20 protein-coding genes are annotated in these 24,911 nt (G+C 67.4%); 6 read left to right on the plus strand and 14 right to left on the minus strand.

Annotated features, from left to right (window positions below; all coding sequences use genetic code 11):
- Positions 1–60 precede the first annotated feature (60 nt).
- From ACIQCN_RS10565 to ACIQCN_RS10595, 7 genes are all read right to left on the minus strand, one after another.
- Positions 61–1,422, minus strand: a complete 1,362-nt coding sequence (locus tag ACIQCN_RS10565; RefSeq protein ID WP_400610813.1) for an MFS transporter — start codon at positions 1,420–1,422, stop codon at positions 61–63.
- A 126-nt stretch (positions 1,423–1,548) separates the two neighbouring features.
- The gene (gene fdhA / locus ACIQCN_RS10570; RefSeq protein ID WP_400608014.1) at positions 1,549–2,766 is read right to left on the minus strand and encodes a formaldehyde dehydrogenase, glutathione-independent; all 1,218 of its coding nucleotides are present in this window, start codon (positions 2,764–2,766) and stop codon (positions 1,549–1,551) included.
- A 338-nt stretch (positions 2,767–3,104) separates the two neighbouring features.
- Positions 3,105–3,446, minus strand: coding sequence for a hypothetical protein (locus ACIQCN_RS10575; protein WP_400608017.1), 342 nt, complete (start codon positions 3,444–3,446; stop codon positions 3,105–3,107).
- Entirely contained in the window at positions 3,439–5,382 is a 1,944-nt protein-coding gene (locus tag ACIQCN_RS10580; protein ID WP_400610814.1) for a glycogen debranching N-terminal domain-containing protein, read from the minus strand. The genes ACIQCN_RS10575 and ACIQCN_RS10580 overlap by 8 nt, the downstream gene beginning before the upstream one ends.
- Positions 5,379–6,725, minus strand: coding sequence for an MGH1-like glycoside hydrolase domain-containing protein (locus ACIQCN_RS10585; RefSeq protein WP_400610815.1), 1,347 nt, complete (start codon positions 6,723–6,725; stop codon positions 5,379–5,381). The genes ACIQCN_RS10580 and ACIQCN_RS10585 overlap by 4 nt, the downstream gene beginning before the upstream one ends.
- Entirely contained in the window at positions 6,722–7,519 is a 798-nt protein-coding gene (locus ACIQCN_RS10590; protein ID WP_400610817.1) for a sugar phosphate isomerase/epimerase family protein, read from the minus strand. Before ACIQCN_RS10590 ends, ACIQCN_RS10585 begins: the two co-directional genes overlap by 4 nt.
- The gene (locus ACIQCN_RS10595) at positions 7,516–8,580 is read right to left on the minus strand and encodes a zinc-binding alcohol dehydrogenase (protein ID WP_400610819.1); all 1,065 of its coding nucleotides are present in this window, start codon (positions 8,578–8,580) and stop codon (positions 7,516–7,518) included. Before ACIQCN_RS10595 ends, ACIQCN_RS10590 begins: the two co-directional genes overlap by 4 nt.
- A gap of 121 nt (positions 8,581–8,701) precedes the next feature.
- Between ACIQCN_RS10595 and ACIQCN_RS10600 the strand changes: the two genes are divergently transcribed.
- Positions 8,702–9,685: a Gfo/Idh/MocA family protein gene (locus ACIQCN_RS10600; protein ID WP_400610821.1), complete on the plus strand. Its 984-nt coding sequence runs from the start codon at positions 8,702–8,704 to the stop codon at positions 9,683–9,685.
- Here ACIQCN_RS10600 and ACIQCN_RS10605 read toward each other — a convergent pair.
- Entirely contained in the window at positions 9,682–10,713 is a 1,032-nt protein-coding gene (locus tag ACIQCN_RS10605) for a LacI family DNA-binding transcriptional regulator (RefSeq protein WP_400610823.1), read from the minus strand. The two genes, ACIQCN_RS10600 and ACIQCN_RS10605, sit on opposite strands and share 4 nt — an antisense overlap.
- Positions 10,714–10,802: 89 nt before the next feature.
- On the opposite strand from ACIQCN_RS10605, the gene ACIQCN_RS10610 reads away from it, so the two are divergent.
- Positions 10,803–11,741: an ROK family protein gene (locus ACIQCN_RS10610; protein WP_400610825.1), complete on the plus strand. Its 939-nt coding sequence runs from the start codon at positions 10,803–10,805 to the stop codon at positions 11,739–11,741.
- Here the strand turns inward: ACIQCN_RS10610 and ACIQCN_RS10615 are convergent.
- Positions 11,708–13,483, minus strand: coding sequence for a class I mannose-6-phosphate isomerase (locus ACIQCN_RS10615; protein ID WP_400610827.1), 1,776 nt, complete (start codon positions 13,481–13,483; stop codon positions 11,708–11,710). The genes ACIQCN_RS10610 and ACIQCN_RS10615 overlap by 34 nt on opposite strands.
- Before the next feature lie 77 nt (positions 13,484–13,560).
- On the opposite strand from ACIQCN_RS10615, the gene ACIQCN_RS10620 reads away from it, so the two are divergent.
- Positions 13,561–14,145, plus strand: coding sequence for an SGNH/GDSL hydrolase family protein (locus ACIQCN_RS10620; protein WP_400610829.1), 585 nt, complete (start codon positions 13,561–13,563; stop codon positions 14,143–14,145).
- Here the strand turns inward: ACIQCN_RS10620 and ACIQCN_RS10625 are convergent.
- The 4 genes from ACIQCN_RS10625 to ACIQCN_RS10640 are packed head-to-tail and all read right to left on the minus strand — an operon-like array spanning position 14,126 to position 18,658.
- Positions 14,126–15,322 carry an MGH1-like glycoside hydrolase domain-containing protein gene (locus tag ACIQCN_RS10625; RefSeq protein WP_400610831.1) on the minus strand — a complete coding sequence of 399 codons (1,197 nt, stop codon included), beginning with the start codon at positions 15,320–15,322 and terminating at the stop codon, positions 14,126–14,128. The two genes, ACIQCN_RS10620 and ACIQCN_RS10625, sit on opposite strands and share 20 nt — an antisense overlap.
- Entirely contained in the window at positions 15,319–16,242 is a 924-nt protein-coding gene (locus ACIQCN_RS10630) for a carbohydrate ABC transporter permease (protein WP_377215053.1), read from the minus strand. Before ACIQCN_RS10630 ends, ACIQCN_RS10625 begins: the two co-directional genes overlap by 4 nt.
- Positions 16,242–17,243 (minus strand): carbohydrate ABC transporter permease, encoded by a 1,002-nt coding sequence (locus ACIQCN_RS10635; protein ID WP_400610833.1) that lies wholly within the window; start codon positions 17,241–17,243, stop codon positions 16,242–16,244. The genes ACIQCN_RS10630 and ACIQCN_RS10635 overlap by 1 nt, the downstream gene beginning before the upstream one ends.
- The gene (locus ACIQCN_RS10640; protein ID WP_400610835.1) at positions 17,240–18,658 is read right to left on the minus strand and encodes an ABC transporter substrate-binding protein; all 1,419 of its coding nucleotides are present in this window, start codon (positions 18,656–18,658) and stop codon (positions 17,240–17,242) included. The genes ACIQCN_RS10635 and ACIQCN_RS10640 overlap by 4 nt, the downstream gene beginning before the upstream one ends.
- 288 nt (positions 18,659–18,946) lie before the next feature.
- On the opposite strand from ACIQCN_RS10640, the gene ACIQCN_RS10645 reads away from it, so the two are divergent.
- The gene (locus ACIQCN_RS10645) at positions 18,947–20,095 is read left to right on the plus strand and encodes an ROK family protein (protein ID WP_400608057.1); all 1,149 of its coding nucleotides are present in this window, start codon (positions 18,947–18,949) and stop codon (positions 20,093–20,095) included.
- A 117-nt stretch (positions 20,096–20,212) separates the two neighbouring features.
- The gene (locus tag ACIQCN_RS10650) at positions 20,213–20,542 is read left to right on the plus strand and encodes a DUF6457 domain-containing protein (protein ID WP_400608059.1); all 330 of its coding nucleotides are present in this window, start codon (positions 20,213–20,215) and stop codon (positions 20,540–20,542) included.
- Between the two features lie 94 nt (positions 20,543–20,636).
- Here ACIQCN_RS10650 and ACIQCN_RS10655 read toward each other — a convergent pair whose 3' ends face one another.
- Positions 20,637–22,934 carry an FdhF/YdeP family oxidoreductase gene (locus tag ACIQCN_RS10655; protein WP_400608062.1) on the minus strand — a complete coding sequence of 766 codons (2,298 nt, stop codon included), beginning with the start codon at positions 22,932–22,934 and terminating at the stop codon, positions 20,637–20,639.
- 253 nt (positions 22,935–23,187) lie between these two features.
- On the opposite strand from ACIQCN_RS10655, the gene ACIQCN_RS10660 reads away from it, so the two are divergent.
- Positions 23,188–24,906: a RecQ family ATP-dependent DNA helicase gene (locus ACIQCN_RS10660; protein ID WP_400608065.1), complete on the plus strand. Its 1,719-nt coding sequence runs from the start codon at positions 23,188–23,190 to the stop codon at positions 24,904–24,906.
- The last annotated feature ends 5 nt before the right edge of the window (positions 24,907–24,911 follow it).

Raw genomic sequence — 24,911 nt, forward strand, 5'->3', positions numbered from 1 at the left:
CTGGTACGGCCTCGGTGGCGCCGCCGGCCGGTGCGCAGCTTCCGCTGGCCGGTCCGGCGGCTATTCCGCCCGCGGCCGCCACACCAGGAACACCGCAAGCGTCGCCGCGCAGAGGACCAGCATGGCAGCCACCATCCGCGCCCAGCTGTCCTGGTGCACGCCGCCGGACGCGAACACTCCGATCATCACCGTGGCCGTGATCGCACCGACATACCGGCACGTCTGGTAAATCCCGGCAGCGACCCCACGCTCCTGCGGACGGCTGGAGATGAACATGCCCTGGTTCGTCGCGATGCCGAGCACGCCGTAGGGCACGCCCATGAGCGCCGTGAGGACCACGACGACGGGAATCACCAGCGTGCTTGTCAGGAGCCACATCAGGGCGGCCACCAACGTCAAGAGGACGACGCCGGCAATCAGCACGCGGCGGACGCCGAACCTTCCCATGGCGCGCACTGCCCACGGCGTGGCCACGACGGACATCGCCGCGAGCGGCAACATGAGCAGGCCCACGACGGCTGGGCTGTATCCGCCGGACTCCTGCAGGAGCTGCGGCAGGCCGAAGAAAACGAAGTAGTAGACGCTGCTGAACACCGCGAAGCCCAGGTAGACCAGCATCAGCGGCCGGTTCCTGCCCAGCAGCCGCAGGTCCAGGAACGGCTTGCCGAACCGAAGCTCACGCCAGGCGAACAGTCCACCGATGACAGTTCCGGCGGCGAGCATCCACCAGCGGTAGTCCGGCGCGACATTCAGCGCCGACATCATCACCAGCAGCAGCGCCGCGATGAAGGCGGTGATCCCGGGAATATCCGAGTCCCGCAGCAGCTCGGCCATGCTCCCCCGCTCGCGGGAACCGTCCGGCGGCGCGGCCTTCCGGACAATCAGCAGGGCCGCGAGCGCCAGCGGCACGTTGATGAGGAACAGCGCCTCCCAGCCGACCAGGCCCACCAGCAGCCCGCCGGCCACCGGGCCGACGGCGGCCGCGGAGGTGTTGGCCATCTGGATCCTGCCGAGCGGGCGGGCGGCTTCAACTTTGGCCCGGGCGGCGATGGCCCCCACCATCACCACGGCACTGGGATAGGCGGCCGCGGTGCCCAGCGCCATGACGGCCCGCGCGACGCACAGCAGGGCGAAGTTGGGCGCGAACGGCGCCAGCGCGCACGTCACGGCGACCAGTGCCATCCCCAGCAGGAACATCCGGCGGGGCCCGAACCTGTCCGCGAGGCGGCCCATTACGGGCTGCCCGGCGGCGGAGGCGAGGTAGAAGGCCGTAATGACCCACGTGACACCGGCGACATCGAGCCCGAAATCGGCGCGCAACACCACCAGGGCCACGGCAATCATGGACGAGTTCAGCGGGTTCAGGGCCGTGCCCAGGCTCAGGCCGGCGACGGCCAGTGCGGTCCGGGGCTCGTTGCTCACGGTAACAGTCTGGTCTACGCGGGACTCCCGGGCGAGTTCATGACCCGCCCCGACGCGCAGATCCGCATTCGCCCCACATATGCGAAAGCGCACCTCAGATACGAGGTGCGCTTTCGGATACGCCTGTCAGCTCAGGTAACCGTTCGGGTTCAGGACGTACTTCGTTGCAGCGCCCGCGTCGAACTCCGCATAGCCTTTCGGTGCGTCCTCCAGCGAGATCGCCTTGGCGTTGACATTCTTGGCAATGTTCACCCGGTCATGCAGGATGGCCATCATCAGCTGGCGGTTGTACTTCATCACCGGGCACTGGCCCGTGGTGAAGCTGAGCGATTTGGCCCAGCCAGTGCCCAGGCTCAGGCTCAGCGACCCCTTCTTCGCTGCTTCGTCAACACCGCCGGGATCTCCGGTGACGTAGAGCCCGGGAATGCCCAAGGCGCCACCGGCAGCCGTGATATCCATCAGGGAGTTCAGCACCGTGGCCGGGGCTTCCTCCGCGTCTTTTCCGTGTCCCTGCCCGCGCGCCTCAAACCCCACCGCATCCACACCACAGTCCACCTCCGGGACGCCGAGGATCTGTTCGATCTGTTCGCCCGGGCCACCCTTGGTCAGGTCAACGGTTTCACAACCGAAACTGCGGGCCTGCGCCAACCTGTCAGGGTTAAGGTCGCCGACAATCACGACGGCGGCGCCCAACAGCTGCGCGCTGGTGGCCGCAGCAAGGCCTACCGGTCCGGCACCGGCGACATAGACCGTGGAACCGACGCCCACGCCGGCTGTCACGGCACCGTGGAATCCAGTGGGGAAGATGTCTGAGAGCATTGCCAGGTCAAGGATCTTCTCCATGGCCCGGTCCTTGTCCGGGAACTTCAGCAGGTTCCAGTCCGCGTAAGGCACCAGCACGTAGTTGGCCTGGCCTCCCACCCAGCCGCCCATGTCCACGTAGCCGTAGGCACTGCCGGGCCGGTCCGGGTTCACATTCAGGCAGATGCCGGTCTTGCGCTCCTTGCAGTTGCGGCACCGCCCGCAGGCTATGTTGAAGGGCACCGAGCAGAGATCGCCGACCTTGATGAATTCGACATCGCGGCCGACTTCAACCACTTCTCCCGTGATTTCGTGTCCGAGCACGAGGTTCGCCGGTGCCGTGGTGCGGCCGCGCACCATGTGCTGGTCCGAACCGCAGATGTTGGTGGCCACGGTCTTTAGGATCACCCCGTGCGGCACCGGGCGACCCACGTTGTCCGGATTAACACCCGGCCCGTCCTTCAGTTCAAAACTTGGGTAGTCAATGTCGATAAGTTCGACCTCGCCAGGAGCCTTGTACGCGACTGCCTTGTTCCCTGTCATTTGTCTCTCCTCTGGCCAGGCTGACCGCGTGCGGACAGCCATGATTACTGGGTAGTGACGCGCCCCTTCGGCCAGGACTGCGAACCGGGCACCAGCCGTTGTCTTCGGCTGGGTCGTGGCGGGACGCTCTCACCGGCGCGGCCGATGGTCAGTGGGGTCCGCCCAGTCTAGGCACGGAGGAGCGGCAGCGCCAGAGGTAGTAAGCCGGGCTTCCTATCGACGCGCAGATTCGGGTTCGACGCGCATGCGCAAAGGCGCACCTCAGATATGAGGTGCGCCTTTGAATAGCCACGTCGAGAGCAACTTTGCGCGTCCAAAACGGACGTTTCCGGAAGCGGCTAGGCCCCGCCCGGCTGCTCCCGCACCAGCCCGAACGGCACGGCGGGGTGGGCACGGACCACGTAGCAGCCGTCCCCCACGTCGGTGATCATGATGCCGGTGCCGTAGCGCTCGGCCGCCTCCTCGACGGTCCGGACCGCATCCGCCAGGGCCTGCTGCAGCTGGGCCTTGTCCTTGACCCGGACCTCCACCATGCCGGCGCTTCGCGCTTCCGGGGCAGCGTTGACCCCGGTGGATGGAGGAACCTGGGCGGCGCCGGTGGCAGGACTGCCACGGCCGGCGCGTCCCGCCGTCGTCCGCGGACGCCCCTCGGCGCGGGGACGCTCACGCAACCTACTCACCTCCGGCTCCACTGTCGCCACCGGCGAGGCGCTCCGCCGTCAGCCCGGCCGCAGCCGCCCAGGCCTGCGGGGAGCCGGCGTGGTGATACGTGACCGGGACCGGGAAGTCGGTCCGGGAGAACCCGCCGAACAGCTCCGGGAGCGTATTGCCGAAGTGCGCGGCAGCATCCCGCATGCCGCCGGCCACCTTGCGGGCCTCGTCGAGGAAACCGTAGGCGGCCATGCCTTCGGCGGCGAGCATGGTGTCGTGCGGCCATACGGACCCGTTGTGGTAGGACATCGGGTGGTAGTAGAACTGGTCCCCGGCGAGGGTACGGATGCCCCAGCCGGTGAAGAAATCCGGCTCAAGCAGGCGGGTAGCCACGGCGCGGGCGTCCTCCGGGTCCAGGATTCCGGCCCACAGCAGGTGGCCCGCGTTGGACGCGAGGGAGTCCACCTGGACGCCTTCACCGTCCACGGCGAGAGCGGGGAAATCGTGGACCTCCATCCAGAAAGCCTTCCGGAAACGGGCTTTGAGCTCGTCGGCGAGGACGCGGAGGGTCTCCGCCCAGGCGGTATCTCCCCAGTGCTCCGCAGCGACACGGGCGCATTCGCGCAGGCCCCGCCACGCATAGCCCTGGACCTCCGCCAGGGCGATGGCGCCCTCGGGCTGGCGGCCGTCCGCTCCCGCCACGGCGTCGAACGAGTCCTTCCAGCCCTGGTGCAGCAGCCCGTTGGGGTCCGGGGTGTAGCGGAGGAAGCCGGTGGCGCGGAGGCCGCCGTCCCCCAGCATCCAGTCCACGGCCGCGCGTGCCGGCGCTTCGAGTTCGCGCAGCAGCGCCGGGTCCTTGACCTGGCCCAGAGCCATCAGGAACAGCGGCGTTGAATCCACGGTGCCGTAGTAGCGGCCGTAGGGAACGGCGCCCAGCTGGGCCAGTTCGCTGATACGAACCTCGTGGACCATCTTGCCCGGCTGTTCCACGCGGGACGGATCATCGACGGTGCCCTGCGTCGCCGCCATGGCCCGCAGGACGTCGGCCAGGAGTTCAGGCCGCTCCGCCCGCGTCAACAGCGTGGACAGCAGCGAATCCCGGCCGAACAGCGTCAGGAACCACGGAAGGCCGGCTGCGGGGATGGTCAGCTCCGGCTTGACGGGGCAGGGCATGAGCAGCGAGTCGAGATCGGTCAGGCACTGCCTGCGGAGGGCGCTTCCCTCAGGGTTGCGCACGACGCCGGCACCGGCTGCCGTCCGGTCGGCACCTGCGGCTGTGGCTGCGTTGGCCGTGCTTCCGGCTGCGGTGGACCGCGCCGCAATGCTGAGGCTGCGGGACTCGCCCGGGCCCACCGGCAGCTCCCAGGAAAGCACCGCGCCCACGAAGCGGTCCGCTGCCGGCTCCCGGCGGACCGACGGCGGGATGCTGGCGGTTACCCGGGTACCGGCGGTGAAAGTACGCACGCGGTAGGTGTGCCGGTAGTCGAAGGTGAGGGAGCCGTCGTCGTCCACGGCGAGGCTGCTGGCCGCGCCGCTGAGGTCGAAGGTGCGCCCGTCCGTCCGGACCGTGAACTGGTCCGCGAAGTCCGTTCCGGCGCGCAGCACCAGCCGCGCCGTGATCGGTTCGCGGCCCAGGTTGCGGATGGAGAGGGTCTCGGTCAGGCCTGCCGCGTCCAGTTCCTGGCTGCGGAAGACGAATAGATCGTGGGTCTGGTTGCGGCGAGCCACGGGGCTGAGTGCGGTGTCGCGGCGGCCCGGGCTACGGACTGTTCCGACGTCCCAGAAGGTGGAGTCGTCGATTTCCAGGATCCAGCGGGACAGCAGTCGGGTGTCCGCCACGTAGAGGCCTTCGGTTCCCTGCGCCGGCGCGTCGGCGGTGCCGACGCTGCCGTCCGCCGCGCCGCGCATCATGGCGCCGTGGGCCACCAGGACCGAGACGGCTGAGGGAGGAGGAACGGCGGTCATGACGGGCTCCCGTGGTAAGTGGTTTCGAGGGCGAGGGCGGCGGTCCAGCTGAAGCTCCGGGTGCCGTGCGCGGCCCCGGTCCAGGGGTCCACGTATTCGGGGAAGTCCTGCTCCGCGGCAAGCCGGGCAATGTTGTTGCGGAGGAAGGCGGCCTTCTCCGTGTGGCCCTGCTGCTCCAGTGCGACGGAGACCATCCAGCTCATGTTGAACCAGGCCGGGCCGCGCCAGTACAGGGCGGGGTTGTGGTCCTCTGCCGTGGCATCGTAGCTGGGCACCATGAGGGCGTTGTTCCCCATGAAGCGCGGGCCGTAGAGGGTCTCCAGCAGGGCGTCCGCGTGCGGCAGTTCCGTGAGCAGCAGCGGGATGAGGCCGTTGACCGTGGCTTTGTGGACCATGGTTCCGTCGGTGGCGTCGCGGGCGGAGTAGCAGCCCAGTTCCGGAACGTAAAGGGCCTCCAGCGCGGCGCTGATCCCGCGGGCACGTTCCAGGTGCGGCCCGGCGGGCAGCCCGAGTTCGCCGGCGATTTCCGCCAGCGCCAGTTCCGACACCGCGAGGAGGGTGTTGAAGAGCGGATCCTCCATCAGGAAGGGATAGTCCGGATCCGCGTCATCGCAGTTGTGGTCGCGGTAGCGCTCCGCCATCCAGAAATATTTGCCGTACTCCTTCTGGCTGGGGCGCTCGCCGGCATCCGCGTGCTGCAGGTCAGGCCGGTTCAGGACGGTCTTGCAGTTGCCGGGGATGCGCTTCATCACGGTGTCCCACAGCGGGGAGTTGTCCGTGCCCGACTCCCAGGGGTGGACGATGCATGCCAGCCCCGATCCGTTGCGGTCGCGCCGCCCGGAGAGGTATTCGTGCCAGTGCACCAGCTTGGAATAGTTCCGTTCCAGGAAGGAGCGGCGCCTTGATTCCGCGGGGTCGGCCTGGTGGATCTTCCAGACGGCCCAGGCGTGGTTGGGCGGCTGGACCAGTCCGGCAGTTTCAACGTGCTTCGGGGCGCCGGGGATCCGGCTGGACTGCCAGAACGAGGCGCCGGGGGCGTAATCCGCGTCGCGGTAGGGATCGAAAATGATCTGCGGCAGCCTGCCGTCGTCCCACTGGCCGGCGAAAAGGGCGTCCATCTCCTGGCCGGCCCGCCGCGGGGAAATCCGGCTCAGGCCGATGGCGATGAAGGCCGAGTCCCAGCTCCACTGGTGCGGGTACAGGCCGCCGGCGGGAACCGTGTGGGTCGTGCGCCAGTTGGCTTCCAGGACGGCAATGGACTGGGCGGCAATCTGCCGTGCGCCGACCGCAGCCGCGGCACCCGCGGCCGTTCCGCCGTCGTCAGTTGTGGCAGGGGTGTTCACAGGTACCTCCCCAGCAGCGCGGGGACGCGCGGGAGAACGTCCGATGCCGGCCCGGACAGCCGCGATTCAAGCGCCACGGTTCCCTGGTAGCCGATCGATTTCAGGGTGGCGCCGAACAGTGCCCAGTCGATGTTTCCTGCGCCCGGCTCGAGCCGGTTGGAGTCGCTGGCCTGGACGTGGCCGATGAAGGCGGCGGCGGCCTGGAGCGCGGCGGCCGGGTCGCTTTCCTCGATGTTCATGTGGTACGTGTCAGGCGCGAGCTTCACGGACTCCAGCCCGACGAGCTTCAGCAGCCGCACGCCGTCGGCAAGACGGTTGACCATGTGGTCCTCGTAGCGGTTCAGCGGCTCAAGGTAGATCTCCACGCCCTCGGACGCGGCGTGCTCCCCCAGCGCGGTGAAGGCTTCCACCAGGACGGCGGTGTCCTCCTCGTCGGTGCGGGGCGGGACGAACGGCGGGAGGCGCTTGGAGAACATGCCGTAGGCCGCGGGCGTCATCACGCCGCGGCCGCCGATCTCCGCCATGACGCTCAGCTGGGATTTGAGCTGGGCGACGGCGTCCTTCCGCAGGTCAGCGTCGAACGCGCCGACGAAGTGGGTCATGTCCACACAGGCGGTGGGCATGACGACCCCGGCCTGGCGCGCCCGGCGCAGTTCCGGCAGCCGCGCCTGGAACTGCAGGTCCCCGGCGGAGCGGAGCTCGATCCCGTCATAGCCCCAGGCCACGGCCTGCTCGAATTTCTCTTCCAGGCTGATGCCTGGAAGGTGCTGCTCCTGCACGGTGATGAGGGTCATGGGAACTCCAATACAACCTGGAGGGCGGATGCGGCATCCGTGTCCAGGAGTTCGTAGGCCTTGGCTGCATCAGCCAGGGGGAAGGTGTGGGTAACGAGCGAGGGGGCGTCCACCAGCCCGCGGGCGAGGTGGTCCGCAACCGTCTGCTGCAGCCGGGGGACCGTCCAGCGGGAACGGAGCCGATTGGGGACGGAACCGATCTGTGAGGCCAGGAGCTGGACCCGGTTGTGGTGGAACTCTTCACCGAAGCGAACACCTGCAGCCTCGCCCTGGTAGAACCCTGCGGCGATGACGGTACCGTCAGCTCCCACCGCGCGGGTTGCCTCATGCAGGGCCCTGTAGTTTCCGCTCAGCTCGATGGCCACGTCCACGCCCGCCCCTGCGGTGATCCGCCGGATGTCTCCCGCGAGCTGCGGAGTGGGCGCAAGCGCATGGCCGGCACCCCATTCCAGGGCCTTGTTGCGCCGCGCTTCGATGCCGTCCACGGCTATCACGTTGGCGCCATTCAGCACCGCGAAGCGGGTGGCCAGCAGGCCAATGACTCCTTGGCCGAAGATGGCCACCGTGGAACCCGGTCCGAGGTCGGCCGCAAGCACAGCACTCAGTGCGATGGCGCCCACCCGGACGAACGCCCCGGACATCGGGTCCACGCCGGGTGGCAGGACGTGGCCCCGCAGCTGCTCTGCCGCGAGGATTCCTTCGTCCCGGTGGCCCCAGATGCCCCAGACCACGTCGCCGGGCTGGACGGGCGGGTCCGCTTCGGCACCTTCAGTTCCGGCGCGGACAGACGGGGCAACCTCCACCACTTCGCCCACTTCCGAGTAGCCCCAGCCGTCCAGCGGATATCCAAGGGACTCCTGGCCGGGCTCGAAGAGGCGGGACTTTGGGTCCCACACGGAGGTCAGGTAGGGGTTGGTGCCGCGATAGGCGGTCAGCTCGGTGCCGGCGGAGATACCGGAGTAAATGGTCCTGATGCGGACCTGGCCCGGCTCAAGCGGCGCGGGAGGCTGATCAATGATGGCGACGCTGCGGGGCGCCGCTATTCGCAGGAATCGGGACACTGTGGGGCGGTCCTTTGACGTCGGAAAGAGTGGATGCACTCATGTGATGCAATCGACATTAGCATAAGAACTAGCCCACTTGTGTATAGAAATTATGCAGAATCTGCAGTACGTTTTTCCCATGACTTCCTCCCCTGCTCCTGCCCCCTCAGCGGCCAGCTATCCCCCGGTCCGGGTCGGCTTGGTCGGCGCGGGCCAGTGGGCCGCCACCATGCACGCTCCGCTCCACACTGCCGGAGCCGAAACGGAGTCGGTGGGCATTTGGTCCGGCGGCGGCCGCAGCTCTGCCGCGCTGGCCGCGCAGCACGGAGTCCGCGCATTCGAATCCTTCGAGGAATTGCTGGCTTCCTGCGAGGCGGTCGACTTCGCGGCTCCGCCCACCGTCCAGGCCGCGCTTGCCCCGCGGGCAGCCGATGCCGGCCTGGCGCTGCTCCTGGAAAAGCCGCTGGGCGGCTCGCTGGAGCAGGCGTCAGCGGTGGCCGAGGCCGTGCGGCGCAACCGGACGCCGAACGCCGTCGTCCTCACCAAGCGGTACCACCCGCGGACCCGGTCCTTCCTGGCCGCCGCTGCCGAACTCGGCGAGGAGGCGCCGGTGCTGGGCATCACCGGAACCTACCTTCACGGCGGTTTCCTGGCCGGCGGCTTCCTGAGCGCAGGTCTGCCTTCGGGCCAGCGAAAGACGGGCTGGCGGGACGAGCTCGGCGCCCTGTATGACCTTGGCCCGCACCTGCTGGACCTGATGGAGCTTGCGGCAGGACCGATCGAGGCGGTCAGCGCCCACGGCAGCCGGGACTACGCAGCGCTGACGACCTTCCATGCCGGCGGTGCCACCGGCCAGGCGTCACTGTCCGGATCCGTGCAGCTGCCGGCGGTCAGGACCAGACTCAGCGTCTACTCCCCCGCAGGGACCCTGGACTACACCACCGAGGGGATGGACCATGCAGAATGCTGGCCCATCCTTCGCCGGGAGTTCGCCGACGCTGTCCGGCTGGGGAGGACGCCCACCGTCGATGTGGAGCGGGCCGTGCAGATCCAGGCGATCGTTGAAGCCGCCGCCCTGTCCGCCCGGGAGGGCGGCCGCCGGATCGCAGTTGAGCGGACCTAATAGCTGTGCACGCTGACCGGCAGCTGGACCACCCGCGGTTCGGGACCCGCCTTACCTTCCAGCCGCTCGAAGAGCATCCTGGCGGCCGCGGCCCCCAGTCGCCGGGGATCGTGGGACATCACGGTGAGCGGAATGCCCAGGAGGTCGGCGAGCTCCACATCATCGAAGCTGGCCAGCGCCGGCACGCCGGCATCGTGCCCTTCCGTGCGCCACTCGCAGATGGCGCGCAGCGCGCCCACCGTGGTCCGGTTGTTGGCCGAAAAGAAGGCTGTGGGCGGCTGGCGGCAGGCCAACTGCCGGTGCACGGCGGCTGCCGCCAATGCCGTGTCCCTGACGGCGGCCAAAAGGCCTTCATCAAACGCCGTGCCGGCGTCCTCGAGGGCCTGCCGGAATCCCTCGTAGCGCCGCTGCGCCGTGGACGTGCCCGCGAGGTCGCCGATGAATCCGATCCGCCGATGGCCCTGTGCCAGCAGCACCGCGGTTCCCGCCGCAGCCCCGTTCACGTCGTCCACGAGGGCGGCGTCGTATTCCGTGTTGCCGACGGTCCGCGTGGCCAGGACCACGGGAAGCGCACCGGCCCCGGGAAGGGCCCTCGCTCCGGGCACGCTCTGTGCGGCAAGGTCCCGCCCCGCGGGCACCAGGATCACGCCTTCCAGCTGGCGGTCCGCGAACTCCGCCAGGAGCCGGTCTTCCTTCCCGGGATCGCCACCGCTGGTACCCATGACGATTTGCCTCCCGTATGCGGCCGCAACCTCCTCGACACCGAGGGCGAACTGCCCGTAGTAGGGGTTGGCGAGGTTGGTGACAGCCACCCCGATGAGGCCGGTGGGCTTGCGCAGGCGGGTGTTCCGCGCGCTCTGGTTGGGCCGGTAGCCGAGCTTTTCCACCGCAGCGCGCACGCGGTCCTGCACCTCGGGGCGGACGTTGCGGCCGCCGGCCATGGTCCGGGAAACCGTCATCGGGCTGACACCGGCCAGGGCTGCGACGTCCCGGACGGTGGGCGCAGAGTTGGTAGTGGTGCCGGACATTTTTTCACCCCGAAGACTTGCAATGGACGTGCGCCGCGGCCGCTTCGCGCCGGACGCTGTCAACGTTACCAACAGCCAGGAGACACCGCGTGAACCATCCCCTTCCACCAACACCCGTGCTGGAAATTGGCGGCACGCATGTAACCGCCGCACTGGTCCATGGTCCCGGTGGCGGGTGGCGGGTGGCACAGGACAGCATTGTGCGGCGCGGCCTCGATGCACATGCTCCTGCTGGCGGCCTCCTGGACGCGATCGCGGCGGCAGCTGCGGGTTTGGGCGCCGCCCACAGCGGAGCCTGGGGGGTGGCGCTGCCGGGGCCCTTCGATTACGCGGCCGGGGTGGCGCTGTATGAGCACGTGGGAAAGTTCGATGAGCTCAAGGGCGTGGATGTAGGTGCGGAGCTGGCCCGAAGGCTCGGCACGACGGCCCGCAGCATCAGCTTCCTCAATGACGCCGACGCCTTCGGAATCGGCGAGGTGGCCCTTGGCGCTGCGGGCGGCAGCCGGCGCGCCGTGTGCATCACCCTGGGAACCGGCGTGGGTTCGTCATTCCTGGCCGACGGAGTCCCGGTGAAGAGCGGCAGTGAAGTACCGCCGGAGGGAAGCTGCTACCTGTTGACGTATGGCGGGCTCCCCCTCGAGGACACCGTCTCCCGGCGTGCGATCCGTCGGGCCTACGCGGCCGCAGCCGCGCCCGGGGAAAACCACGACGCCGGCACCCCGGACGTGCGGGAAATCGCCGGAGCCGCCCGGGCCGGGGACCCTGTGGCGGCAGCGGTGCTGGACCATGCCTTCGGGGCGGCCGGCGCCGCCGCCGCTCCTTACCTCAAACGTTTCGGGGCAGAGGTGCTGGTGGTGGGCGGGTCCATGACCGGATCCTGGGACCTGGTGGAACCCTCCCTCCGGCGGGGCATCGCCTCGGTGGAGCCGGGCCTGGCCCGACTCCCCCTCCGCAAGGCCGAACGCTCAGAGGAAGCCGGGCTGGTGGGTGCCGCCTACTGGGCGAGGGCGGCCGGCAACGCTGTCTGAGTCCCGCGCACAAAGGCCTTCACGGTACCCAGCTTCCGGCCCACGCCGCTGCCATGCGGACGGATCGTGTAGGCACCCACCGACGCCGGGATGATGAACGTTTCGGCGTAGCTGACCACGAAGGGTTCAAACGCGCCGTCCGGGCTCTCGACAACCGCCTCGGGGCCTTCCACCAGGTTCAGCACATTCACCGTGCCCTGCGTATGGTGCTCCACCATATCGGTGAACCAGTGCCTGCGAACCTCGATGAATTCCAGCTCGTGCAGGCCGGTCCGTTCCTCAGTCCAGCCCGGCCCCGACCCGATCTGTTCCACTTGGTCAAGGAGCTGTTCGCGGGCCCATTCGGTGTCGCGTTCCCACTGGATGTTCCGGCTGGCGTGGTCCACGTGGATGGGCCTGGGGCGGCCGTCGAGTCCCAGCCGGCCCCAGTCCCACATCTTAAACGTAAAGATGTAGGGCGTGGCCGAAATCTCCAGCACCATCGAATTGGCACCCGAGCAGTGGACTGTCCCGGCGGGAATGGAGAAGTGGTCATGCTTCTTGGCCGGGAACGCGTTGACGTAATCTTCGGCCGGGAAGGATGTGCCGCCGTCGGACGCTTTCCTCAAGGCCTTCAACATGTCATCCGGATCCGTACCGGATTTCAGCCCCAGGTACACCACCGCGTCGTCGTCACAGTCCAGGAGGTAGTAGCTCTCATCCTGCGTGTAGTGCATGCCGAAGCGGTCCTGGATGTAGTCCGTCAGCGGATGCACCTGCAGCGAAAGGTTGCCGCCTTCCATGGTGTCCAGGAAGTCGAAGCGGATGGGGAACTCGGCGCCGAACCTCGCGTAGGTCTGCTGGCCAAGGAGCGCCTTGGGCTGGGTGAACACGACGTCGATGGACGGCAGTTCGATGACCGTCCCTCCGACGTCGAGCAGGATGCTGTTCTCCTCCGGCACGCAGTCAAAGCACCAGGCGTAGTTGTCCGCGTCGCTGTCCAGGCCGATGACATGCTTCATCCACTGCCCGCCCCATACGCCGGGGTCGAAGAAGGGCACCACCCGGAACGGCGCCGACGCCGCGGCCGCCATTCCGCGGTGGAACGTGTTCCCGGTGATGAGCGTGGCCTTGGAGGTGCTGCGGTTGGTGTCCAGGACGTAGTCCAGCTCGCCGAACAGCTGCCGCTTGTGCCGGTCCGCCACGCGCCACTCAACGAAGAAGCTGCGCTTGTACTTGCGCAGGTTGTCCTCGCCGCCGTTGTCGCAGCGCCAGTTCGGAGCACCGGCACGTTGCCGCTGCTGCAGTTCCCAGCGGGCCATGTCGGCCAGCACCAGGGTGCGTTCCGGCAGCGGCACCAGCGCCGCCCCCCAGCCCACCAGGACCACGGGAGCGCCCGACGACGACACTTCCGTCGCGAGCGCGGCAAGCCTTTCGGCGTCGTAGAAGTCGCGTAGGGTGTGGTGGCTGAGAACGCCGAAGACCCTGTCGTCGGTGAGGTTGGCCTCGATCAGGGCGTCGATTTCCGCGATGGGCCGGGCCGCCCGCTCCTCTACGTCGAGAAGGCGGTGGCCGGGGAGTGCCTCGGCGATGCACCGCTTCAGTTCCGGGAGGTCCGTGCCAGGGTAAGTGTCCACCACGATGGTCCGGGTGCCCCGGGCGGCAATTTCCCGCCAGGCGTCTGCGCCTGACCAGGCGCGGTGGTCGCCTGGAACGGTCACGGTGGGGAACTTGTCGTAGCGCCGGGGAGGATTGTGGCTCATGGTCTTCCGATCGGTTTGCTTGGTTTGATAACGTTACCAGAACCGCCCGGCGCCTGCCGGACGGAGCCAGGAGAAGGGTGGTTGCCGCAATGCGGCTGATGGTTTCCTACGGACATTCGTGGATTGACGGGGACGGCGCGTCCGCACCGGAAACGTGCCTGGCGGCCCGGGTGGCGGCCGGTCTGGGACTGGAGCTGGACAACCGCGGTGTCGGCGGGAGCAGCAGCACCGGAACCGCCGCCCTGGTACTGGCTGACCCTCCCCCGCCGGCCGCCCTGTACCTGCTGATGACGGGGCTGAACGATCTTCGCCTGGGTGGGGACTCGGCGTCGACCCTTGAAGACTACGCCGCCGCGCTCCGCACCATCCTGAACACCTTCCGGAGCGCGTCCCCGGATGCACTGGCGGTGGCCGTCGTGCAGCCGCACCTGCTGGATTACAGTCTTTACGCCCCGCACAACCAGGGCTCCAACGAACTGGTGGACATCTACAACGGGATGCTGGCCCGGGTGGCTGGCGGGTACCCGCAGGTTGTGCTGGCGAAGGCTCCGGACTGGGACGCGGCCACCATGCTGGACGACGACACGGTGCATCCGAACGACGCGGGCCACGCCTGCCTGGCCCGCGCCGTCCTCCGCGTGGCTACTGCTGCATGGCAATGACCAGACCCGCCCAGCTCTGGGGCACCGCGCCGAGGCCGCGCCCGTTCTCCGGGTTCCAGTATTCGGCCCAGCCGCTGGCCATGGCGCCCTTCGCCGTGACCTCCGCCATGGCCTCGGCTTCCCGCGCCATGCCCTGACCGAGGAAAGCCCGCTGGAACAAGTAGTTCAGCGGGGGCCAGGCCGGGCCGCGCCAGTAGGTGTCCGGATCGTAGGCCGGGTGCTGCCGGACCACGTTCGCCGGGCCGAACTCGGCCCCGAAGCGGACCGGGTCCCACAGCTGGGACAGGGCGGCGCGGGCTTTGTCCGGATCGGCGGTGACCAGGGCACCCATGACGCCGTCGCTGATCGGGATGGCGGCCGAAGGTCCGCCGCCGACCACTGCCAGGTCGGACCACAGCTGCTCGCCGGCATCCCATAGATGCTCGTCCATCGCAGCCGCAATGGCGTCCCCCCGGTCCGCCAGCTCCCTGTCGCCGGTCACTGACGCCAGCTCGCGCATGTTGAACGCCGTGTAGGCGTTGAACGCCGCGGGGCACGCCACAAAGCTGGTGGACCAGTGGGCGGCACCGTCCTCGGAGAAGGTGACCTCGGTCATCCGCTCTTTGTTCCAGGCCGTGCGGGCCGGACGGCTGTACCCTTCCCTGGTGCGGCCGGGGGCACCCCAGTCGTCCCAGCGCGGCGAGTGGTCGTTGCCCGCTTCCCAGGGATGGACCACATAAATGATGCCCTCGGGGGTGCGCCGGTTGTCCCACAGCCAGTCGAGCCCGGCCTTCGCCCTGGCCAGCGTTTCCGGAGCCAAGGCGATGCCGGCGTCCGCCAGCAGTTTGATCGTGTGGCCAAACATGGGCGGCTGGGTGAGGGAGGACGTCCGGGTGAGGGGGCCCAGCCAGGTGTCCGGGCCTTCTCCGCCATACCGCATGTGCGGGACCATCCCGTTCTCCAGCTGCCCGGCCAGGACAGCATCGAGTTCCTTGACGGCGCGGGCATCCCCCAGCTTCGCCCAGATGATGGCGTGGAAGCAGGAGTCCCACAGCCACAGATGCGGATAGGTGCCGGGGTTCGGCACCGAGTAGCCGTGCTCCGGCCGCCAGTGCGCCTCGAGAAGGTTCCGCACCTCTTCGGTGAGCGCCGCCGTCGTGTTTTCCTGCATGTTTTCCTGTGCGTGTTTGCCCGTCACCCCTTCTCAGCTCCCGCTGTCAGGCCCTCGGTGAGAAGTCGTTCGGCGGCGAAGAAGATAATGATGATCGGCAGCGTGAGGATCACGGAACCGGCCATCAGGACCGTGGCAGGCACCTCAATACTGCCGGCCAGCTGTGACAGGCCCAGTGAGACCGTCCAGTTGGGGCGCGAGTTCACCAGGAACAGCAATGCGAACAGGAATTCGTTCCACGCGATCATGAAGACGAACAGGCCGTTGCTTACGATGGCCGGCATGGCCAGCGGCAGGCTGATCCTCCGCAGCACTCCCAGGCGGCTGCAGCCATCCAGCGCGGCGGCTTCCTCAAGGCTGGTGGGGATGGTGTCGAAGTAGTTCCGCAGCATATAGATGGTCACCGGAATCACCTGTGCCACGTACACAATCAGCAGCGCCACCAGCTGGCCGCGGAGGCCGATTCTGGTGAAAAAGGTGAATAGCGGGATGGCCAGCAGGATGCTGGGAAACAGGTAGACCGCCAGGAACAGGCCGCTCACCTGGCGGCGGCCGAAGAAGTTCAGCCGACTGATGGCGTAGGAACCCGGGATAGCCACCAGCAGCGAGATCAGCACGGTCCCCAGCGCCACGATCGCACTGTTGCCCATGAACTTCAGGAAGCCATGACCGCCGTCCTCCTGCGTGGCCATGATGGACGTGTAGGCGCTCCAGTTCAGTTCCTGGAATGGAATCACCAGGGAGCCGGGGTCGCTCAAGAGCGATTCCAGCGGCCGGATGGACAGGATGAACATGTAATAGAACGGGAAGAGGGTCGCCAGCAGCAGCCCGACAATGACTACCCACCGCAGGACCCCGAATATCTTGGTCTCCACAACGTCGCGGGACACCCCGGAGCCCTCCGGCCTCCTGGAGGAAGTGCGCCTGGTCTCAACGGGTACCGCCATCAGGAGACCTCCTCTTTCCTGGTGAAGAACTTGATGTAGATGCCGACGAACAGGCCCAGGATCAGTGCCAGGACCAGCGCCTGCGCGGAGGCCGCACCGATGTCGCCGCGGGCCGTCAGGAAGTTGTAGACCGTCACGGCCACCACTTCCGTGCCGGCGCCGCCGCCGGTGAGCAGGTAGATGTCGTCAAAGCTGTTGAACGTCCAGATGAAGCGCAGCACCGACAGCATCGCGATGGTGGGCAGCAGCTGGGGAAGGATGATGTAGAAGAACCGCTGGATGGGTGTGGCGCCGTCCACGCGGGCGGCTTCCTCCAGGCTGTCCGGCACCGCGTGCAGGCGGGCCGTCAGGAAGAGGAAAGCGAAGGGGAAGGAGCGCCAGGCCTCGAAAAGGATCACGGCGATGAGGGCCGTGGGTACCTCGATCTGCAGGCCCAGGAAGCTTACTTCCCGGACGCGCTCGCTCAGGAAGGGAATGGACTCCTCCCAGCCGAACAGCCGTTTTCCCCAGTAGTTGACCACGCCGAACTGAGGGTCAAGCATGGTGGCCCACGTGAACGTGACAGCCACGATCGGTGCCACGTAGGGCAGCAGCATGGAGGCCCGGATCAGCGTCCTGCCCTTGAAGGGTTTGCGCAGCGCCAGCGAGGCGATCAGGCCGAGCAGGATGGCGCCGGTGGTGCCCAGGACGGAGTACGCCAGGGTAGTGCCCAGCGCCTGGAAGAAAGAGCCCGAAAAGACCTGGTCAAAGTTGGCCACCGTGTACGGGCCGAAGAGTCCGACGGAGCGGATGTTCAGGATCCGGACCTTCTGGAAGGCGAGCAGGATGGTCCAGAGAATCGGCAGGACCACCATGACCAGAACCAGGACAAGGGTGGGCGAGAGCAGGGTCAGGCCGGCCCGCTGTTCCTCCCTGGCCATGGGGGAACGCCGGGGCCGGCGCCCCGGCAGGGCGGCGGCGCGTGCCGCCTGCCCTGCCGGGGCGTCCTTATTCAGTTTCACTTCAATGAACCCTGGATGGAACGAAGGGTCTCGGCGGCCTGCTTGGCTGCCTTCTCCGGGTCGACGCCGCCGGAGGTGACGTCGCTGACGGCCTTGGCGACCGGGAGTTCACCCAGTGCCGCGCCCACCAGGTCGCCCTGGCCCTGGGTGATGCCCCAGCGCTTCAGCTCGTCCGGGCCCTTCTGGAGGATGGAGAGCACGTCCTCGGAGTAGAACTTGCCCAGCGGTTCCTTGCGGTCAACGCCGGCAGGCATGTCCTTCCACTTGTCCGCGTACTCGGTGCCGTTGTCGGCGTTGCCGGCACGGACCGGGAGCCGGCCTTCGGGAGCGATGGACAGCCAGTCCGCGTAGCCCGTGCTCATGAAGTACTCCACGAACTTCTGGGCGGATTCAGTGGCTGAACCCTCCGTGATGGTCCAGGAGACGACCTCACCGAACTGGGCCGGCTGATCGCCATCCGGGCCCTGGATGCCGGTGACTACGCCGGTGTTTTTGGCCAGGAAGGCGGGGTCGGCCTTGCACTCGGGGCAGGTGGGCATGGCGTCGTCGCGGAGTCCGGCCATCTCATCGAGGATGAACGTGGACCAGATCGCCATGGCGGCCTTGCCGGAGAAGTACGCCGCACGAACGGTGTCCACGTCCTGGGCACCGGGCACCGAGTAGTTCTTCAGGGTGTCGCGGTAGAACTCCAGTGCGCGCACGCACTCGGGGCTGTCGAAAGTGATGTCCCCCTGGTCGTTGACCATTTCGCAGCCATTGCCCTGGGCGATGTGCTCGAAGGTCTGCTGGGTAAAGGCTTCGCCCGGCTTGTTGGCGGCCACCAGGCCGGCAAGTTCCGGGGAATCCAGCTTCTCGGCTGCGGCCTTGATGTCGTCGTAGGTCTTCGGCGCCGTGATGCCGGCCTTGTCGAAGAGGTCCTTGCGGTAGTAAAGCAGCTGCTGCCAGGACGAGTCCGGCACGCTCAGCTGCTCATCGCCGTCGCGTGTCAGCTCGAGGGCGCGCGGGGTGAAGGTGTCTTCACCGAGGGTTTCCACCACAGCCTTGTTGGCGGCGGGGTCAACCAGGTCGTTGGCAGCGAGGGTGCGGACCTGGGCCAGCGAGATGGAGCCGATGACGTCCGGCAGGTCACCGGCCGCTGCGGAGGAGGTCAGGACCTGGTTGAACTGGTCCTCCGGAACGCCGACGAGTTCAACCTCAACGCCGGTTTCCTCGGTGAACTTGGCGATGATTTCCTTGGTCTTGGCCACACGGTCCGGGAGGGTATCCGCGGTCCAAACGGTAATAGCTTCAGCGTTGCCGCCGTCGGTGGAACCGCCGTCGGATTCACCGCCCTGCGTACAGCCTGCAAGCATTGCCACCGACAGCGACGCTGCGGCGAGCACGGCCAGTTTTGATCGGCCTCTGGTTATGGTCACTTGGATGCTCCTGTCTACGGCGGCACCAGCACCGGTGCCGCGGGATTCGCGCCTCAGCTTCCGCTCCTCCGCCCGGACCGCGCCGGCCGGATGGAATGACAGTTACTGGAAATTTCCGGCAGTGAGCGCAGTCACAATCGGAACTTGTGCCTAAAGGCTATCCAAATGTTGTCTAGCTGTCTAGCATTAGCTGCAGAATGATTCGGCTTGAAGATCGCCGCCTTCTGCGCTTCAACAGCGTCAAACCCCTAGGATGGCAGGAATGCCTTGCGACAAAAGGAGCCGCAAATGTACGTGGGACCCGGTGATGTCCTGCACCTGATCCGCTCCGGCAGGGCGCGGACCCGTGGCGACATCCAGGAAGAGACCGGCATGTCCCGGATGACGGTGGCCCAGCGCGTGGACGCGCTCCTTCGCGCCGAACTGATCCGGGAAGCGGGCTCGGCCCGGCCCTCGGGCGGCCGCCGGCCCACCGACCTCGCCTTCAACCTGCAGCACTCCTGCACTCTCTCCGCTTCCGTGGAGACGCGTTCCAGCCGGGTGGCCCTCACGGACCTCGGCGGTGAGATCCTTGTCGACGAGCATCTGGACATTGCCGTCACCGACGGCCCGGAGAAGGTCCTGAACGCCATCACCGCCGCCGGGCAGCGCCTGTTGAAGCGCGCCAAGGTGCCCATGGCAAAGATCTCGGGCGTCGGACTGTCCATCCCCGGGCCCGTGGACCCGCAGACGCTTCGGCCCAGCCAGCCTCCGATCCTGCCTGGGTGGGATGCCTACCCCATCGTGGAACTGGTCCAGGAGTCATTCCCCGTTCCGGTCCTGGTGGAGAACGACGCCGATGCCATGGCTGTGGGTGAGTACAGTGCAGGGTTTGCCGGAGTCAGTTCGCTCTGCCTGGTCAAGGTGTCCACCGGCATCGGCACGGGCCTCGTCATCCATGGCCGCGTGTACCAGGGCGTGGACGGCGGCGCCGGCGACATCGGCCATGTCCGGCACCCTGCATTTGCCGGGCTGGTGTGCCAGTGCGGCTCACTCGGCTGCCTGGCCGCCGGAGCCAGCGGCGGGGCCGTCGCCCGCCAAATGACGGACCTCGGCATTCCCGCAGAGTCCGGCCGCGACGTACGCAGGCAGCTGCTGGCGGGAAACGTGGACACGATGCGCCTGACCCACGAGGCCGGGCAGCGGCTGGGCGAGGTCATGGCCACCGTGGTGTGCCTCCTCAATCCCGCCGTTCTGCTGATCGCCGGGGACCTCGCATCGTCTTCCCTGATAGGCGGCATCCGCGAAACGCTTTATCCCATGTCGCTGCCCCGCGCCACGCGGCACCTGGACGTGCGGCTGGCGGCCCTCGGTGAGGACGCCGCCATCCGCGGCATGTCGTCGCTTCTCGTGAACGAGGTCTTCTCGCCGGCGGCAGTCAACGCCCGGCTCGGCTGAATTTCGCGGGTCCTCGTCCGGGAGTCCGGTGACTTCTTTGCCGAAGCCTTGTAGTGTCGGCGTCAGTACGGCGGGCCTCGACAGGCGGCCCGCACCCAAGCGTTGAAGGAGCGGAACATGGCTGTGAGTGAGCACGAAGCCCAGGTACTTGACCAGTGGAGCAACCGGCTGGCCCAAGCACTGCAGATCCTGGACCTCAAGGTGGACCAGGAACTGCTCCTCGACCTGGCCCGGGAGTCCGCGGATTCCGTGATCCATGCGGCAGCGCCCGTCACCACGTTCCTGGTGGGCTACGCGGCCGGGCTCGAAGCCGGCACAGGCAGCGCTGGTTCGAAGGACGCGTCAGCCGCCGCGGTGGAGAAGGCAGCGCGCGTCGCCTTTCAGCTTTGCAGCGACGGCGCCGACGGCGGTCCCGCCAGCCGTGGCTGGGCGGACACGGCGCAGTAAGCCAATCAGCCCGTACCGGCGGGGCTCAAAAGCATGAGCGGCGCCGGCCCGCACAGTCCGTGCTGGCCGGCGCCGCTCATTTCCGCGGTCCGGCTCAGCCCACCGGTTCCAGCTTGACGATGACGGCCTTGGACACGGGCGTCTGGCTTCCTTCGGCCACGCTTTCCAGCGGCACCAGGACGTTGGCCTCCGGGTAGTAGGCAGCGGCACATCCGCGCGCGGACGGGTACGAGACCACCCGGTAGTTCCTCAGGACGCGCTCCACATTGTCTGGATGAACGCCCCGGACATCCACATGGTCGCCGTCCGAGATCCCCAGTTCAGCCAGGTCCTCCGGATTGACGAACACGACTTCGCGGCCCTTCTTGATGCCCCGGTACCGGTCGTTGTGGCCGTAGATGGTGGTGTTGAACTGGTCGTGGGAGCGCATGCTCTGCAGGATGAGTGTGCCGTCCGGCCGCTGCACGTGTTCCAATTCGTTGACCGTCAGGATGGCCTTGCCGGTAGGGGTGTTGAACGTCCGCGAATCCCGGGGACCGTTGGGCAGGATGAACCCGCCGTCCTGCCGGATCTTCCGGTTATAGTCCTCGCAGCCGTTGACCACGCGGGAAATATGCTCACGGATGAGGTCGTAGTCCTTTTCGAAGCCGGCCCAATCGGCCGTGGTCCGGCCACCCACCGTCGCTTCGGCCATCCTGCAGACGATTGCCACCTCGGACAGCAGGCCAGGGGCTACGGGTTCCACGGTGCCGTGCGAGGCATGCACCGCACACACGGTGTCCTCCACGGAGACAAACTGCGGGCCGGACTCCTGCCGGTCGATCTCGGACCTGCCCAGTGTCGGAAGGATCAGGGCCTCGGTGCCCGTTACCGTGTGCGAGCGGTTGAGCTTGGTGGAGATCTGGACTGACAGTTCGGTGTTTTCCATGGCGGCCTCGGCCGCCGTGGTGTCCGAAATCGCCCCCACGAAGTTGCCGCCGAGGGCGATGAAGGCCTTGATGCCGCCATCGGCCATCCGACGCACTGTCTCCACGGCGTCATAGCCGTGGCTTCGGGGCGGTTCGAAGTTGAATTCCTTGCCCAGGGCATCCAGGAAGGCCGGCGGCATCTGTTCCCAGATACCCATGGTGCGGTCGCCCTGGACATTGCTGTGGCCGCGGATGGGCGAGGCGCCGGCCCCCGGTTTGCCGATATTGCCGCGCAGGAGCAGCAGGTTGATGATCTCCTTGATGGTGGCGACGCCCTTTTTCTGCTGGGTGATACCCATGGCCCAGGTGATGATCACCTTGTCCGCAGCCAGGTAGCGGGCAGCAAGTTCGTCGATCTCTTGGGCCCGCAGGCCGGTGGCCTCCAGGACCGCTGCGTCGTCCAGGCCCGCCAGGTGGGCGCGGAGTTCCTCCAGGCCTTCGCAGTGCTCTTCCAGGAATGCATGGTCCAGCACGGTGCCAGGATTGGCGGCCTCGGCGTCTAGCACGCGCTTGGAGACCGCCTGCAGCAGCGCCATGTCCCCGCCGATCCGGACCTGCAGGAACTGGTCCGCCAGGTCAGTGCCGCGGCCGATAATTCCTTTGACCTTCTGGGGGTTCTTGTAGCGCATCAGCCCGGCCTCCGGCAGCGGGTTCACTGCCACGATGCTGCAGCCGGCTTCCTTGGCTTCCTCCAGGGCGGTCAGCATCCGCGGGTGGTTGGTTCCCGGGTTCTGGCCCATGATGATGATGAGGTCGGCCTTGCCGAAGTCGTCGTAGGACACGGTGGCCTTGCCGATGCCGATGGTCTGGCCCATGGCCCAGCCGGAGGATTCATGGCACATGTTGGAGCAGTCCGGCAGGTTGTTGGTCCCGTACGCGCGGATGAACAGCTGGTACAGGAACGCGGCCTCGTTGGACGTGCGGCCGCTGGTGTAGAAAGCGGCCTCATCAGGGCTGTCCAGTGAAGTGAGCTTGTCCGCCACGATGCGGAACGCCTCGGCCCAGGTGACGGGGCGGTAGTGGTCCTCCCCCGCCTTCCGGTACACCGGTTCGGTGAGGCGGCCCTGCATGCCCAGCCAGTATTCGGACCGCTGCCGCAGTTCGCTGACGGGATGCCCGGCCCAGAAGTCGCTGCCAATGACTACCGGGGTGGCTTCCCAAGTAACGGCCTTGGCGCCGTTCTCGCAGAACTCGAAGGTCTTGCGATGGCCCGGGTCTGGCCAGGCGCAGCTCATGCAGTCGAAGCCGTCCTTCTGGTTCAGCGCCAGAAGCGTCTTTCCCGCCCGGCCCACGCCCATATGTTTGAGCGCCGGCTGCATGGAGTAGTAGACCCCGGGAACCCCGGCAGCCCAGGTTTTGGGGTGCCCGCTGACTTCCAGTTCGGACTCGTCGGCTTCTTCGACCTTCGGGTTTTCACGCGTCACGCGACATGCTCCTTGGCTTGGTCCTGGCCCGGGTACCCGCGGCACATGCCGGCGGACCAGATTTCTCCAGACTTGTTCAGGGTGCGCAGGAAGTCAAGGAGGGCCCACGGTGCGCGGCGGCCGGGTTGCAGACCAATTCAGGGATTTTGTCCACATAGCGGATTTTCCATGGCGACGACGGAACCTGGCCCGCGTACGCTGGATTCCACGGCTGAAGCAAGCGGCCGCTGGAACCACCGTGCGGAGAAGCCAGATGCCGGACCACCATGACCTCAGCGCCCTCGCGGCGTCCGCCTTCAACCTGCCGTGCCTGCGTGAGGGCCAGCTGGCCGGCATGGCGGCCCTGGCCGCGGGCCGCGACGTCCTCGCAGTGATGCCCACCGCGTACGGCAAGTCGGCCATTTACCAGGTGGCGGCCCTGTACCTGCACCAGGGCGGCGGAAGAGCCGAGGGCGCTCCCGCCGTCGTCGTTTCGCCGTTGATTGCCTTGCAGGAGGACCAGGTGGACGGGCTGCTCGAGGACCTCGGGACGGACGCCGCGGTCGCCATCAATTCTTCCCATGGCGACGCGGAGGTGGAAGCAGCGTGGCAGGCTATGGAGTCGGGAAAGGCAACGTTCCTCTTCCTGGCACCGGAGCAACTGGCCAAGCCCGCCACGGTGCAGCGTATCGCAGCGCTCGGCATTTCGCTGTTTGTCGTGGACGAGGCCCACTGTGTCTCGTCCTGGGGCCACGATTTCCGCCCCGACTACCTCAGCCTGGGCGAGGTGCGCAGGCAGCTGGGGAATCCGCCGGTCGCAGCACTGACAGCTACGGCTTCCCCGCCGGTACGCGACGAGATCGTGGAACGGCTGGGGATGGCGGACCCGCTCATCCTGGTCCACGGGTTCGACCGGCCCAACATCAGCCTGGACGTGATCCGACACCACGAAGACAAGATCAAGCGCCAGGCCGTCCTGAGCCAGGTGGCTGCACTTGCGGGCGACGGCCACGGCCTCCTGTACGCTGCCACGCGCAAGGACACGGAAGTTTACGCCTCCGGACTCGTCGCTGACGGGCTGCGCGCAGAGGCCTATCACGCAGGCCGTCCGGCACGGGAACGCGAACGAATCCATGAAGACTTCCTGGCGGACCGCCTGGACGTGGTGGTGGCCACCACTGCCTTTGGCATGGGAATCGACAAGCCGAACGTGCGTTTCGTGGTCCATGCCGACATTCCGGAATCGCTGGACGCCTACTACCAGGAGATCGGCCGTTCGGGGCGGGACGGCGAACCTGCGGCGGCAATCCTGCACTACCGCTCGGAGGACCTGGGGCTGCGAAAGTTCTTCACCACCCGCGCTCCGGACCCGGACGCCCTGCTCGCGGTGCTGAAGGCGCTCAGGTCAGCGGGCGGGCCCACACCCCGGAGCGCGCTCGCGGAACAGACCGGCATGCCGGCGCGGCGGATTACCGGCCTGGTCAACCAGCTCGAGGAAGCCGGAGCCGTGGCGGCAGGTAAGAGGGGCGTCCGCCTCATGTCGGCGGAGAACCTTCCCACTGTGGTGCGCACCGCCGTCGAACTTTCCGAAGCCCGGCAGAACGTCGAGCATTCCCGGCTGGCCATGATGCGCGCCTACGCCGAGACCGATGGCTGCCGGCGGCAGTTCCTGCTGGGGTACTTTGGCGAGGATCTGCCACAACCCTGCGGAAACTGCGACAACTGCGTGGAAACGGCTGCCGCCAGCAGCGCCAGGGAACCGGCAACGCACGGCGCCGCCGGGCCGGGAAGGGAGGCCGGGCTTACCGGCGCAGTGGATCCGGCGGTTGCGCAAGCTTTTCCCCTCCAGTCCGCAGTGGTGCACAAGGAGTGGGGCCCGGGCCTGGTGATGCGGCATGAGGATGACGTCATCACCGTGCTCTTTGAGCAGGAGGGCTATAAGACGCTTTCAACCCCGGCCGTCATCGAGCACGAACTTCTGAAGCCTGCTTAGGTACG

This window comes from Pseudarthrobacter sp. NPDC092424 (genome assembly GCF_044754925.1).
GTDB lineage: Bacteria > Actinomycetota > Actinomycetes > Actinomycetales > Micrococcaceae > Arthrobacter.

What these genes read in the sequence shown, in the direction of transcription:
- ACIQCN_RS10645 (WP_400608057.1), top strand. Translation starts at nt 18,947, where the DNA reads ATGTACGTGGGACCCGGTGATGTCCTGCACCTGATCCGCTCCGGCAGG.
- ACIQCN_RS10590 (WP_400610817.1), bottom strand. Translation starts at nt 7,519, where the DNA reads ATGACCCTCATCACCGTGCAGGAGCAGCACCTTCCAGGCATCAGCCTG.
- fdhA (WP_400608014.1), bottom strand. Translation starts at nt 2,766, where the DNA reads ATGACAGGGAACAAGGCAGTCGCGTACAAGGCTCCTGGCGAGGTCGAA.
- ACIQCN_RS10630 (WP_377215053.1), bottom strand. Translation starts at nt 16,242, where the DNA reads ATGGCGGTACCCGTTGAGACCAGGCGCACTTCCTCCAGGAGGCCGGAG.
- ACIQCN_RS10605 (WP_400610823.1), bottom strand. Translation starts at nt 10,713, where the DNA reads ATGTCCGGCACCACTACCAACTCTGCGCCCACCGTCCGGGACGTCGCA.
- ACIQCN_RS10600 (WP_400610821.1), top strand. Translation starts at nt 8,702, where the DNA reads ATGACTTCCTCCCCTGCTCCTGCCCCCTCAGCGGCCAGCTATCCCCCG.
- ACIQCN_RS10650 (WP_400608059.1), top strand. Translation starts at nt 20,213, where the DNA reads ATGGCTGTGAGTGAGCACGAAGCCCAGGTACTTGACCAGTGGAGCAAC.
- ACIQCN_RS10660 (WP_400608065.1), top strand. Translation starts at nt 23,188, where the DNA reads ATGCCGGACCACCATGACCTCAGCGCCCTCGCGGCGTCCGCCTTCAAC.
- ACIQCN_RS10580 (WP_400610814.1), bottom strand. Translation starts at nt 5,382, where the DNA reads ATGACCGCCGTTCCTCCTCCCTCAGCCGTCTCGGTCCTGGTGGCCCAC.
- ACIQCN_RS10615 (WP_400610827.1), bottom strand. Translation starts at nt 13,483, where the DNA reads ATGAGCCACAATCCTCCCCGGCGCTACGACAAGTTCCCCACCGTGACC.